Here is a 13357-nt window from a genome sequence, read left to right as displayed (position 1 = left end):
TCTAATCAGGGGCGTTTCTTTTTTTGTCCTATTATTTATTTTCCTGTTTAAATGGGGATGTTTTATAGATAAAAAATGCAATCCCCGCAATGATGAAGACGATAATAACATACTTATAAAGTAGAAGCGTAACGAACAATTTCATAATTGACATGCCAAATTTCAAAATAATAAATAGAAATAAAATAATTCCCAACAGCTTTAAGATAGGATTCAACAGCTAACATACCCTTCGTATCAGCATTTAAATCGCCGACTCTTTGTTAGTTATTATAGCATGTCTATTTAATTTAGCGCTTCTACTTCATAGTGTTTCTTCCCCTATCTAATGAAAACTATTTTAAATAATTCATTCATCAATACCTCTAACAAATTCGGTATTCACTGAATTTAAGGCAAAAAGACTGCCACCACATGATGATGAGACAGCCTCTTTTGAGATTTATATATATTTATTAACCCCTGGCATTATTTTAGTCGCTAGTAATTCAATTGACTTCTCTACCTCTTTGTAAGGAAGCGCACCGATGTCTAGCTGTGCTAAAAAGCGAGAATGGCCTAATAATTCATGTTGCTTTAATATCTTCTCAATAATTTCATCTGGTTCTCCGATAAACAATGAGCCCTCAGGGGATGTCATTTGATCATAATCTTCACGATCTAAGTGAAAAAACATATTTCGTTGTTTGTTAACATATGTCCAATAATTATTAAAGTAAGTATAAAATGTTTCTCTCGCTTGCTTTCCATCTTCGGTAAAATAACCATGACCCGTTATAGCTAATTTGCACTGTTCTTTTGGATGGCCCGCAGCATTAAAAGCTGTTCGGTAATCCTCTACTAAAGGTACAAAACATTTTGGATCATCACCAAGAATAACAATTGCCATTCCTACCCCATAACGCCCAGCTCTCTTTGCACTTGCTGGTGTACCTCCCACACCAACCCATACAGGAATGGGATTTGTCGCTCTTGGGGAAATGTCTGCATTGGATAAAGCAGGACGGTGATTTCCTTTCCACGTAATAGTTGCTTCACTATTTAACTTCAAAAACAATTCAAGATGCTCTTCAAATAATTCGTTATATTGCTCAAGATTGTAACCAAACAATTGAAATGAATCTACTAAAGCTCCACGTCCTGCCATAATTTCCGCACGACCACTCGATAATAAATCTAACGTAGCAAAATCTTCATATAATCGAACTGGATCTACAGTACTGAGAACTGTTGTTGCACTTGTTAACTGGATATTTTTTGTCTGCTGAGAAATTGCACTTAATACTACTGGCACTGAAGAAATTGCATAATCTAACCGATGATGTTCACCTACTCCAAATACTTGCAGTCCCACTTCATCCGCAAGTTTCGCGGCTTGTAATACCTCTCGCAAACGGTCCTTTGCATTGCCTAACTTTCCTGTTTGAGGATCGACTCCTAAATCAGCAAAGGTATATACTCCAAACTCCATTTTGCCAACTCCTCATTGTGAGATTAGTTTTTTAAATCACTTCTCCTATACTGTAAAACGCTCTACTGGGATTACCTTAACTGATTTAAGTCCATCATCATCTTTGTAATTTTATTTTTTTTATGTTGAAGTTCTTGTTCTTCTTTTAGTACAGATTCTAGTTCTTGATTAAGGCTATTTAATAATCCTTGAATTAACTTTTCTGACCCGCATCCATCAGTTCGCTTTAAATTGAATATTTCCTGTACATCCTTTAATGTAAATCCAATTAGCTGCATTTCCTTAATTGCATGAAAATCATTAATATCCTTTAATGAATAATCCCTCATACCATTAATCCATTTCGGTTTCACTAAATCCAATTCCTCATAGTGGCGAATTGTATCCTTTGTTGTATTCACCTGTTTTATGAAATCACTAATTTTCATTGCTTCAGCCCCTATAAAAGTAATTGGTTGACGTGGGGTTGACCCCATATTCTATCCTTTAATAAATACGAAAGGATGGATGAAATTGGTTAGTAGTTTAATAATAATATTATATTCTATGGTATGCATCATTGGCTTGTTTGCCTTGATAATTGGGAATTTAAAACAGAACATAACAATAAGCATTTCTAAAAAGATTTCTCTAACTTTTTTTGCAATAAGTCACTTTTTATTTTTAGTGTTGGGTATTGCAACCTTATTTAGTACATTATCCTTCATCTGGTTAATCGCTACTGGATTCCTAATTATTTTATCAAGAATACTTAATGGTTTAGCTCTTTATGGAAAGAATAATTGGCGACATTATATAGTCACTGGAACTATTTTATTTTTAATTCTCTTACTTTATTTAGTGGGTTTATAATTCTATTATTTAGATTGTATATGTAAGCTAAATTTTGAATTCAAATGAACTCATAAAAAGCCACCCCAAATCTTATTAGATTCGGGGTGACTTTGTATTCAAATGAACATCTCCATTACCCCAATACAGATCAGCAATAATCCTGAAAGCACCGTGGAATATTTGCTGATAAAGGTATTGGTCAATAAAGAGCCAAAATGGTTACCTACACCTATCGTAATTAGTGAAAACAAACCAATTGATATAACTGTCCATATAGCTGAAATACCATTGGCACCAATTCCTATCCCTCCTGCAAGGCAGTTTGCAGACAGAGCCAATCCTAGCGGTATCGATTCTCTAACAGAAATAATTCGATTCATATCTCTATCCATTGTTTCAGGATTTTTCAAACAATCCTGATTTTTGAAACTTGTGGACAATAGAGTCCATAGCCCAATTCCACACAACAAAAAGCTCCCTATAAGGCTAGCGCTATGGGTCGAAATATATCTGGTTACCTCAGAACCCGCGATTACTGCTATATACGTTATGACCATCGCCACAAACGCAATAGTAACGTTTGAAATCATAGGGATTTTTGTTTGTTTAACCCCATAAGCTAAACCAATGCCTAAGTTGTCTAAATTAGCTGCAACCCCCATAAGTATAATGGTAACCCAATGCATAATGACCTCCTTGTAACGATACACTCATTCTTTAAATCATATGCGTAAATAATTAAAGGGTGCATTTAAATGAATATGAATGCGCCCTTCCATATAAAAACATCAACGCGAACCAAAACCTATGTAATTTCGTCCAATTTTAGGGTGATTATATGGAAAAATTATTTAAATTCACATACTTACAGGCAATATCATGCATTTTCCCGGTCATTATCTTCGCTACACTTGCCTTATCAAATTTGTTGAGCGTTCCCTATTTACCACGCTATGATTTTATATTAATCATTTGTATAGCTGCACAAGTTTTTATGCTTCTTTCAAAATTAGAAACATGGGATGAATTCAAAGTCATCTGCTTGTTTCATGTTATTGGGCTTGGACTTGAATTATTCAAAGTACATATGGGGTCTTGGGTATATCCAGAGGAAGCATATAGTGAAATTTTTGGTGTTCCACTTTATAGTGGCTTTATGTATGCCAGTGTAGCAAGTTACATTTGTCAAAGTTGGAGGCGTTTAGATTTACATATTAACAACTGGCCAAAGCCATTTTTCGCTTATAGTATTAGCATTCTTATTTATATGAATTTTTTTACGCATCATTATATATATGATTTACGTTGGGTCTTAAAAGCATTGTTATTAGTTATCTTTTTTCGTACAACAGTAACATATAAATTGAACGAAAAAGTCTATAAAATGCCAATGATTTTATCATTTCTATTAATAGGTTTCTTTATCTGGATTGCTGAAAATATCGTGACGTTCTTCGGCGCATGGCAGTACCCAAATCAAGAACAAAATTGGTCCCTCGTTTCAATCGGTAAAATTAGCTCATGGTTTTTATTGGTCATCATTAGCATTATTATCGTGGCACAATTGAAGCAAGTGAAGAGTCGAATGAAGTGAATAAGTTGTAGCACCTGTTTAAAACCTACTAAAAAAAGCACTAACTAAATTAACTTAGTTAGTGCTTTGGATAAACATTTTTTTCTTCAAAAGAATATCGATATTTTTAAAACCTTTTATTATATGAACATATTAATCAGAAGTACACCAGCTAGTCCAACAAGTGAAATAATGGTTACCATGACTGACCATGTCTTAATTGTTTGACCGATTGAAAGATTGAAGTATTCTTTATATATCCAGAAACCTGCATCATTAACGTGAGAGAAAGTTATACTTCCTGCACCAGCAGCTAAAGCCATTAACTCTGGACTTATACCCGCAGCTGATACAAGAGGTGCAGCAATACCAGCAGCAGTCATACCTGCCACTGTTGCAGAACCCACCGCAACTCTTAAAAGAGCTGCAATTAACCAAGTAAGCAGTAATGGTGAAAGGGTTGAGCCCGCCATAATATCTGAAATATATTGATCAATATGACTATCAATCAGTACTTGCTTGAATGCACCACCAGCACCGATAATTAATAGAATCATCGCGATACCACTAACAGATTCTGAAACAGAATTCATAATCTCTGGCATCTTTTTACCACGACTAATCCCAAAGGTAAAGATAGCAATAATAACCGATATTAAAAGAGCAACACTTGGATTACCTATGAAATTAGTAGCTGGCATGATCGGTGAATCAGGCATGAAGATTTCAACAAATGCCTTCGTTGCAATTAGAATAACAGGGATAATGGCTGTAAAAATACTAGTGCCAAACCCTGGCATTTCATGTTCTTCAAAATGTTTTGGATTAAATAGTTCTTTAGGAATCGTTGTTTCTAAGCTTTCTTTCTTAAATAACTTCGTAAATACCGGACCTGCTAAAATAATTGCAGGAATAGCAATAATGATACCATATATCAACATCTTCCCAATGTTCGCACCAAACACGTCAGCGATTGCTGTTGGTCCTGGGTGAGGTGGAACAAAGCCATGCATCGTAATAAGAGCAGCAATAACCGGCATACCGATATAAAGAACAGGTACCCCTGCTGCGGCCGCGATTGTAAAGACTAAAGGAATTAATACAACAACGCCTGTTTCAAAGAAAAGAGCAATCCCTACAATTGACGCCGTAAGCACAGCAGCTAATTGCACTCGCTTTTCCCCAAAAACTTTGATGAGTGTCATCGCTATACGTTGAGCACCACCAGAATCCGTCATTAACTTACCAAGAATTCCTCCAAAAATAATGACCATTGCAAGGTGACCTAGGGTTGAACCTAAACCATTCTCAATCGATGTCATAGCATCGATTGGCGACATACCTTCAAGAATACCTACTAGTAGCGAAACAATAATTAATGATATGAAAGCGTTTAACTTAAATACCACCATTAATAATAGTAATAGGGCAACCCCTACACATATAGAAACTATTGGCATAGCAATCCTCTTCTCATAAAAGTTGCGGAATGCCAATCTAGTGATAACTTCTTGGCATTCCGATTTATTTTTTTAATATAAATCTTTATTATAAGGCTGAATAGCATCGATATTTTTTTCACTTAAAATATAAGTTAGAAATCAAGGTTATTAGGCTTTAGCTGCAAATAATAATCGTACAAATTTTGTCATTACAGGTTCCATAGCATCTTGCATACTTGCCATAATTACTGATAAATGAGCAGCTTTATTTTGATCTTGTTCAAAAGCTTTTTGTAAATAAGATGTTGCAGCTAGTGATACTTCAGTATTTACATTGATTTTGCAAATTCCTTTTGCTACAGTTTGCTTAATGATTTCGTCTGGTGTACCTGATGCACCGTGAAGGACAAGTGGTATACCAACTAGTTCACGAATTTCATCTAACAAGTCTAAATTAATATTAGGCTCTCCTGTATACATACCATGAACGGTTCCAATTGAAGCAGCTAGAAAATCAACACCTGTTTTCTCCACAAACGTTTTTGCAGACTGTGGGTCTGTTAAAGTGCCATCTCCCTCTTCTTCATCTGAAAAAGCACCACGCGCAACTGAACCGATTTCAGCTTCTACACTGACACCCGCCATATGGGCAATCTCCGTAATTTCTTTTGTTAATCTCATATTCTCCTCAAGATCAAACTTTGAACCATCAAACATAACCGAAGTAAAACCACATCGAATTGCTCGAATGATGGATTGCTTTTCATATGCATGATCTAAGTGAAGAGAAACTGGAACAGAAGCTTTCTCCGCAAGTACTCTAACTAATGCTGCAAAGCCTTCCACATCCACTGTATCAAAATAACGCTCTCCTAAAGCAATTATTACCGGATGGTTTTCTTTTTCAGCAACGCGTACTGCAGCCTGCGCAGTTTCAAGATTATATACATTAAATGCTGCTACAGCATATTTGCCCTTTTGTGCTGCGATCAGCATATCTTTTGTATTAACTAGCATGTCTACTCAACCTTTCTTACTTTACTGATGTAATAACTCTGCAACTTCTTTTAAGGTTGTTTTTGTTCCCACATTCCCAGGGAAAATAACATAAGCCATGCCAGGGAATTTGCTTTCACTACCTGTTAGCCAAACTGGAATCCCAGGTTTAATCTGCCCAGCTACTAGTGCACGCTTAACGCTAAGTCCATTTGTTCCGATATCACTTGAAGTAATACCACCTTTAGCGATAATAAAGCTCGGACGTACTTCAAGACGCTTGACGATACTTGTCACAGCGTTCGAAATCTTCACTGACAACATTAATTCTTCTTCTTTTTTGCCTTCACCAAGGTCTAGACGTTCACGCTTCGTATATACAGCGACTGTTTGCCCTTCACTAATTAGCTTTCCGCTAAGCGCTATAATACGCTCAATCTCTGCTTCAAATTGCTCTGGGTGTAATACAAGGTGTACATCAAATTCGATAAATTCAATAAAATCGCATTCTTTTAGCGCTTCAAATTGCTCTGTTGTTTTCTTCACATGAGAGCCAATCATAATTAGACCACCATTTTTTGAATGGTCCTTCATCAATTCTTTTTTAGTCAAAAGATCTCTATCACTCACGCCACCGATTACTTTAGTTAAAGCAGCAGCACTGCGGAACATGAACAGTTTCCCTGCATTCATCGCTCGAATTAATGCAATAACTACTACTTTCACATCAACGTAATCCACAGCATTTACAACGACTTTATTAAAATCATTGACTGCCATCAACTGGTTCACTAAGCCGTCAATATCAAGTTTGCGAATACTTTCTAACGATAGATTAGTAGTATCAGAGGCTTTAAATTGGCCATTTGACTTCTCTTCTGCCCACTCACCTAAGTGTGAAGATTTGTAACCGAATGTACGGTCTTTTGCAAATTCAGTTTCGCCTGCAGGTATTAGTTCATTGTCATACTGTACATAATGAATATTGTTAATCGTGAAACGACCACCTTCTTTAAAGAAAGGCATAATTACTTCACCATCAAATTTCATTTCACATTGAGATTCAACTGTATTTTTTAATACTTCTGTTTCAAGGGGATAATGACCACGTAATGTCGAGTCCCCACGACTGATAATAATGAATTCTTTATTTTGTTTTTGTGCTGTACGTTCAATAACACTAGCGATATCCTTATGTGCTTGTTCAGTTTCAGCTGCTGTAAAACCTCGTGAATTAGTCAAGATAAAGAACATTGTATTATCTTCAGCAAAACCTGCTTCAATACTTTCTGCTGACCAGTCAGTGTAGACAGAAATACCATGTACTGTTTGTACACCTGTTGGGTCGTCATCTAGTACGATAATTTTTTTATTGAATGCCTTTAGTTCTTTTGCCAGTAAATCATTGACGATTCTTTCTTCAGGCATTGCAGGTAGGTTGGAGAAAGTATCTTTTACGTTTAAATTAGTCATTCTCACTTAAACCCCTTCTCACTTCAACATTTGCCAGTTTTTCGTAATATTGTACTATACCGCCGTGATCATCATTTTCTTTGCCATTGGCTTTAAGCGCATGGAAGATTTCAAGCAAATGACTTGAAAGTGGTAGTGGCACATCTAAATCATGAGCTGCTCCCATTACATTTGTTATATCTTTTAAGTTGATTGAAATTTTCCCGCCTGCTACAAAATTACGATCCAAGATAAGCGGAACTTTTGCGTCCAGTACTGCACTTCCTGCCAAACCTCCACGAATTGCTTGATACATTTTCTCTACGTCAATACCTGCTTTTGCAGCAAGAACAAGCGCTTCAGACATAGCCGCAATGTTTAAATTCACAATAATTTGGTTTGCTAATTTTGCTGTTACACCGCTACCGCTTTTACCGACTAAGGTAATTTCCTTACCAACAGTTTGAAGTACATCTTTGACAGATTCGAAAATGCTTTCTTCTCCTCCGACCATAATCGCTAATGTACCATCGATTGCTTTTGGTTCTCCACCACTTACAGGTGCATCTAGCATTCCTACACCTTGTTTTGCCGCTGCTGTTGCAATTTCAACAGTAGTGCCTGGTGTGATAGAACTCATATCAATAATGACTGTTCCTTTTTTAGCTGTTTTCAAAATACCAGTTTCACCTAGTACCGTGTCCTTCACATGTTGAGAGGCAGGTAACATTGTAATAATGACATCACAAGTTTCGCCCATTTCTATTGCTGTTCCAGCTGTTGCTCCTGCTTCTACAAGTGCTTCTACAGCTTGTGTATTAATATCAAAAACCGTTAGTTCGTAACCGGCTTTAAGTAAATTTAATGCCATGGGTTTTCCCATAATACCTAACCCTATAAATCCAACTTTTTTAGTCATTTTAATTAGCTCCTTCTGCTGTAATCACACTTAAGGCAATTCATTTGTTAACTAAAATTTCTTTATCCTAGGTTTAAACCCTGTTCTAAAATACAAGAACTTTTTCAGTTCACAGAGCCAATAGCTTTTCATTAAAAAAGCGTTTTCATAACCTTAGGAAACATTGTACACATTTTAATTTATTTTGTATACATTTTTTATGAAAGTGCATACAAAAATACTACTTTCAAATTACAAAGCTTATACTTATACTTTATATAAGTACAAATTAGATTCCAGGAGACGATTTTATTGGTAAAAAAGGAGACTATTCCTGCATATACTCAGGCATATGAATATATTCGAGATCAGATATTGAATGGTGAATTAGAACGCGGAACGAAGCTCACTGAAGAAAGGCTAGCAGAGGAAATAGGTATTAGTCGGACACCCGTGCGCGAAGCAATACGTAAGCTAGAACAAGAAGGACTTATTCAAAATAAGCGAGTTGTAAACCCAAGTGATATGGATCTTCGTCATATTTTTCAAGTACGTATATTATTGGAAGGATTTGCTGCGCGATATTGCGCCAGCTATATGACTGAAGAAGCACTGGAAAAACTTAAATCTTGTGTAGAAATTGGCCGCACCGGGACTACAGAAGAAGTTATGACAGCAAACTATGAATTCCACCAAATCATCGTAGGTGCAACGAACAATCCAATGATGATTGATATCATTGACCGCATGCAGTCCATCATTTACCTTTTCCGCAAAACAGTTGTCTATCATAAACGACCTCTTTTAATAGAAGAGCATAACGACATCTATCTCGCTATCCTTCAACATAACGGTGATGAAGCAGAGCGTTTAATGAAAGATCACATTCAGAAAGATCTAGAGTTTTGTTTGAATCGTATGAGAATGTAGTAAGCAATCTGTCGCACTTCAGTAAGTAGATAACCGTATTAAATAAGTGTTTAGTTCAAACTAAAAAGGATATGGAGCTCTTTTAAAAAAAAGAGTCTATATCCTTTTTGTATTCTCTAAATAAAGCTCATTTCATAATCACATCATTTACTTCTCCATTACAAATGCAGTTTTACCTCGTTGATCTTCACTTAGATACCCCTCAACCTCTAACTTATCGCGCCATAATTTTTCAATAACAGCAGCTTTTGAAGCATCATCTTCTTTTGTTGATAGTTCAACCATAATATCACCTTGATAATTCCAAACTTCTATATCTGCCTCGTAACCTGCATAACTGCCCTTATATGTTGTAGCTTTTGCGGGCCCATAAACAACTGACTGCGCTAATGTATTATTGTACCAGCTTTCAGTATCCCAATTTTGAATTTTTTTTGGAGCATTATCTAAAATTAGTTTTTTTGCTGCTTCAGTATCAACCTCGTTGAAAGAAACTTTTGTCGTTTCTTTTAATGACTCTTTTCTGCTTACCGCAAAATTCTTCTTTCCACCTTTAATATCTAATTCAAATTTATAATTAGACTCGTTCCCAGTGAAACCATGATCTTGTGTTATCGCAATTGCTTCATCAAGTGGTATGTTTTGGAATCTTTTTTTGTAAGTAATATCTATCTTATTACTATCTTTGTATACACGTAAACGATGGTTATAGTCTGCTCCTAAAAATGCTTTATTTACTGTATCGAAGTAGTAAATTTTCACTTCATCCTTTTTCGTTGCCGAAAAGACATCTATTATCTTAGATTCTTTAAAAATATCAGGTTTGATATTATACTTAATTTCATTTCCAGGATTAATCGCTGCACTTACCTGAGCGGAACCGAACCCACCAATACACAGAAGAACAAGACTAGCCATAAATAACTGTAGTGCTATTTTCTTTACACTTTTCATTATATTATTTCCTCCTTTTTTCTACTAATTTTGTAAAAGTAGTTTTTATATTCGTTAATGGACTATGAAAATATATAGTCTCAGTAGCATTGATTGTTTTGGAAAGCTCTAAGGTATCTAGATAATCTAAATGTGTTTTATAAAAAAACTGTTTCGATTGAGCTTCGATTCTGGCCAGTCCCTTTAAATATCCATCTTTTTTCATGTAGCCTGTAAAAATTACTATTGCAGTTGGATATATGTGTAGTAATTCTTCAATTTTCCACTCATTAACCTCTGGAACAAAATAAATTGCATTTTCACTCTCTACCCTCTCTCTAAAACAGTCCATCTTAAATGGTTTCAAGATTTCTTCATATCTTGGTGTACGAATATTTTCTGATGAATTATAGTAATCCTCAAAAAAAGAAAAATATTCTTTATCAATGTTCACTTCTCTTTCTGTATGTTGAAAAAGAAACGAAGCAATATCTGCCGTTTTACCTGAAAAAGAAGACGGAAAAATAATAGGTCGACTTGGTTGTTCGTTGATATAATTCTTAATCTGTTGTAATACTTCCAAATTATTAATTTGTTTCTCAATATGCCCACTATCTATTAAAGCTAGATCATATTTGGTTCCATCTTCTAGTGGCAAAGTAGCATTTAACAAATAGGAATCCATGACATAGTCCCCTGAGAAAAATATCACCTCCTCAAAAAATCGAATCTTGTACCAAACACTCCCAACTATATGGCCGCTATAGCCCCACTGAAATTCAAGATAATCGCTAACTCTCAACCATTTTTCAATCGTTGCCGGTTGAAAAATTTTTGTATTTTTAAAAGATCGCTTTAATTGTCTAGCTGTCATTTTACTCATAAATATCTCGCCTTTATAGTCCCATGTTTCGAGCATTGGCAAAGCACCTGAATGATCAATATGCGAATGTGAGATAAACACAGCATCTAGTTTTTCTACATGATCTTTTGTTAAATTAGGAGGAGTTTTTTCAGCGTTATTCATAATGCCACAGTCGAGCAAAATAGCATGCCCCTCATTTTCTATAAAGAAACAATTACGCCCGTACTCGCCAGTTCCCCCTAAAATTTCAACCTTAAGCACCCGCATGTCCTCCTCTTTTTTGTAACCAATCTAATAAGAACATGAAGATGACAGTCAGAGCTACTGTAATAACAGCAACTGCCATTCCCAAACCAACATTTCCTTGTTCAAACTGGCTGTAAATAAACGTTGCACCCGTCTCTACTGAAGGTGGCAAAATGAGTAATCCAGCTACAAGTTCACGCATTGAAATAATAAATGTCATCATCATCCCGGCTAGAATTCCCTGCATTAATAATGGAATAAAGATGTAACGATACACGTCCCAACTGCTCCGTCCAAAAATAGCAGCTGATTGGAAAATAGATTGATCTAATTGAGATAAAGAAGATTTAGTATATTGAACTGAATACGGTAAGAATAGTACACAATAAGTCACTACCACCATTGCTTTCGTATTGTATATCGTAGCTGGTAGTAAAGGTGAGTTCCAGAACATTATTAAGCCGACTACAAATACAATTCCCGGAATAATGTTTGGCATAAGACTAAAGAAATCCAAAACTTGCTGTTTTTTTGTTTCGCCTTTTTTAATATAAAGTGCAATGAATAATCCTATTACAGCAGTAACACTAGCTGTGATAAATGAAAATACGATACTGTTCAGAAACGCTGATAATCCCGCGCTACCACTTGTAAATACTGCCTGATAAGAAGCTAAGCTAAAATTCCCTGCACTGAGGCCATCCCCCCGTACCTTTTGAAGTGATGTTACAATAATTGAAAAGTAAGGAATTCCGATTGAAAACAGTAATACAATTCCTACATATAGCCATGCGCCTAGCTTTATATACCACTTATCTTTCATTTCACGAATAGCTTGCGTCTTACCAGATAACACGCTATATGTATTTTTTCGTCCAATTAGATTTTGGAAGTACCAGATGATTAGACAAACAGAAAGTAAAAATAATGAAAGTGATGTGGCCATACTAATGTCTACAGGCCATCTTGATAAATAGGAATGGATCTCTGTAGTAAAAACTTGAAAGCCAATTCTGCTACCAAAAGTTGCAGGAGTTCCGAATTCAGCCAAGGTTTTTATAAAAATTAATAATATGCCTAATACGTAACTCGAAACTAGTAATGGTAAAACAATTTTAGCCCAGTTTCTCCAAGGGTTTCGCCCGAATATCAATGCAGCATCAAGAAAGGATCCATTAATTCTTAGCAGTGTATTTCTCAGCATTAAATATAGAAAAGGAAATAGGTGCAAGCTCATTACCATCACCATTCCAAACAGAGAGAAGAAATAATCTGACATCCATGATGCACTTGGCACTAATTGTTGCAAAAAACCATTATTCTGCATAAACAATATCCAACCCATTGACCCAATATAAGGTGGTGTCATAAATGGAATCGTTAGAATAATATCTAACCAATCAAATTTGATGAGGCTAGTTTTCGTGCGAATTAGCGCCATTGGTAAAGCTATAATCGTGGTACCCATAATAACTAAAACACCTAATAATAAAGAGTTGCCTAACGTACGCCACATTCTATCATTTTCAAACATTCTACTAATCTGCGAAAAATCTAATTGTCCGCCATTAACAAATGTATAATATAAAATTGCTAATAATGGCGCGATAGCAAACGTACCAACAATGGCTAGTAATACTCCAAAAGTTCGTCTACCTTCCATAATCATCGAGGTTTCATTCCTTCCTTAGAAAACAAGAGCTGAGAAACATGTCTC

12 protein-coding genes are annotated in these 13357 nt (G+C 35.6%); 2 read left to right on the top strand and 10 right to left on the bottom strand.

What is annotated here, in order from left to right; genetic code table 11:
- Nucleotides 1-442 precede the first annotated feature (442 nt).
- From MHH85_RS22195 to MHH85_RS22185, 3 genes are all read right to left on the bottom strand, one after another.
- Entirely contained in the window at nt 443-1471 is a 1029-nt protein-coding gene (locus tag MHH85_RS22195; protein WP_193737607.1) for an LLM class flavin-dependent oxidoreductase, read from the bottom strand.
- A 71-nt stretch (nt 1472-1542) separates the two neighbouring features.
- Nucleotides 1543-1947, bottom strand: coding sequence for a MerR family transcriptional regulator (locus tag MHH85_RS22190; protein ID WP_340708530.1), 405 nt, complete (start codon nt 1945-1947; stop codon nt 1543-1545).
- A gap of 474 nt (nt 1948-2421) precedes the next feature.
- A complete protein-coding gene (locus tag MHH85_RS22185) occupies nt 2422-2991 on the bottom strand; it encodes a manganese efflux pump (RefSeq protein ID WP_340708529.1) in 570 nt (189 codons plus the stop codon).
- Nucleotides 2992-3143: 152 nt separating this feature from the next.
- Between MHH85_RS22185 and MHH85_RS22180 the strand changes: the two genes are divergently transcribed.
- A complete protein-coding gene (locus MHH85_RS22180) occupies nt 3144-3899 on the top strand; it encodes a DUF817 domain-containing protein (RefSeq protein WP_340708528.1) in 756 nt (251 codons plus the stop codon).
- A 119-nt stretch (nt 3900-4018) separates the two neighbouring features.
- Here the strand turns inward: MHH85_RS22180 and MHH85_RS22175 are convergent, their stop codons facing one another.
- The 4 genes from MHH85_RS22175 to garR form a co-directional block, all read right to left on the bottom strand.
- A complete protein-coding gene (locus MHH85_RS22175) occupies nt 4019-5338 on the bottom strand; it encodes a gluconate:H+ symporter (RefSeq protein ID WP_193737611.1) in 1320 nt (439 codons plus the stop codon).
- Nucleotides 5339-5488: 150 nt separating this feature from the next.
- Nucleotides 5489-6337, bottom strand: coding sequence for a class II fructose-bisphosphate aldolase (locus MHH85_RS22170; RefSeq protein WP_193737612.1), 849 nt, complete (start codon nt 6335-6337; stop codon nt 5489-5491).
- A gap of 21 nt (nt 6338-6358) precedes the next feature.
- Entirely contained in the window at nt 6359-7789 is a 1431-nt protein-coding gene (locus MHH85_RS22165) for a four-carbon acid sugar kinase family protein (protein WP_445684132.1), read from the bottom strand.
- A complete protein-coding gene (gene garR / locus MHH85_RS22160) occupies nt 7782-8687 on the bottom strand; it encodes a 2-hydroxy-3-oxopropionate reductase (RefSeq protein WP_340708527.1) in 906 nt (301 codons plus the stop codon). Before garR ends, MHH85_RS22165 begins: the two co-directional genes overlap by 8 nt.
- Before the next feature lie 291 nt (nt 8688-8978).
- Between garR and MHH85_RS22155 the strand changes: the two genes are divergently transcribed.
- Nucleotides 8979-9596, top strand: a complete 618-nt coding sequence (locus tag MHH85_RS22155; protein ID WP_193737615.1) for a GntR family transcriptional regulator — start codon at nt 8979-8981, stop codon at nt 9594-9596.
- A 147-nt stretch (nt 9597-9743) separates the two neighbouring features.
- Here the strand turns inward: MHH85_RS22155 and MHH85_RS22150 are convergent, their stop codons facing one another.
- Genes MHH85_RS22150 through MHH85_RS22140 form a run of 3 tightly spaced genes read right to left on the bottom strand, consistent with a single transcriptional unit; the run spans nt 9744 to nt 13309 of the window.
- On the bottom strand, nt 9744-10550 hold the full coding sequence (locus tag MHH85_RS22150) for a hypothetical protein (protein ID WP_340708526.1): 807 nt from the start codon (nt 10548-10550) through the stop codon (nt 9744-9746).
- Nucleotides 10551-10554: 4 nt separating this feature from the next.
- A complete protein-coding gene (locus MHH85_RS22145; protein ID WP_340708525.1) occupies nt 10555-11655 on the bottom strand; it encodes an MBL fold metallo-hydrolase in 1101 nt (366 codons plus the stop codon).
- Nucleotides 11648-13309, bottom strand: a complete 1662-nt coding sequence (locus tag MHH85_RS22140) for an ABC transporter permease (RefSeq protein ID WP_340708524.1) — start codon at nt 13307-13309, stop codon at nt 11648-11650. The genes MHH85_RS22145 and MHH85_RS22140 overlap by 8 nt, the downstream gene beginning before the upstream one ends.
- Nucleotides 13310-13357: the final 48 nt, after the last annotated feature.

Source organism: Viridibacillus sp. FSL E2-0187 (genome assembly GCF_038006425.1).
GTDB classification, from domain to species: Bacteria; Bacillota; Bacilli; order Bacillales_A; family Planococcaceae; genus Viridibacillus; species Viridibacillus arvi.
Note: the sequence above shows the minus strand (reverse complement) of the source record. Positions and strands in the feature narration are given on the sequence as shown.

Excerpts from the sequence above, each read along its gene's own strand:
- MHH85_RS22195 (WP_193737607.1), bottom strand. The coding sequence starts at position 1,471 with ATGGAGTTTGGAGTATATACCTTTGCTGATTTAGGAGTCGATCCTCAA.
- MHH85_RS22190 (WP_340708530.1), bottom strand. The coding sequence starts at position 1,947 with ATGGGGTCAACCCCACGTCAACCAATTACTTTTATAGGGGCTGAAGCA.
- MHH85_RS22175 (WP_193737611.1), bottom strand. The coding sequence starts at position 5,338 with ATGCCAATAGTTTCTATATGTGTAGGGGTTGCCCTATTACTATTATTA.
- MHH85_RS22165 (WP_445684132.1), bottom strand. The coding sequence starts at position 7,789 with ATGACTAATTTAAACGTAAAAGATACTTTCTCCAACCTACCTGCAATG.
- MHH85_RS22185 (WP_340708529.1), bottom strand. The coding sequence starts at position 2,991 with ATGCATTGGGTTACCATTATACTTATGGGGGTTGCAGCTAATTTAGAC.
- MHH85_RS22140 (WP_340708524.1), bottom strand. The coding sequence starts at position 13,309 with ATGATTATGGAAGGTAGACGAACTTTTGGAGTATTACTAGCCATTGTT.
- MHH85_RS22150 (WP_340708526.1), bottom strand. The coding sequence starts at position 10,550 with ATGAAAAGTGTAAAGAAAATAGCACTACAGTTATTTATGGCTAGTCTT.
- MHH85_RS22180 (WP_340708528.1), top strand. The coding sequence starts at position 3,144 with ATGGAAAAATTATTTAAATTCACATACTTACAGGCAATATCATGCATT.
- garR (WP_340708527.1), bottom strand. The coding sequence starts at position 8,687 with ATGACTAAAAAAGTTGGATTTATAGGGTTAGGTATTATGGGAAAACCC.
- MHH85_RS22170 (WP_193737612.1), bottom strand. The coding sequence starts at position 6,337 with ATGCTAGTTAATACAAAAGATATGCTGATCGCAGCACAAAAGGGCAAA.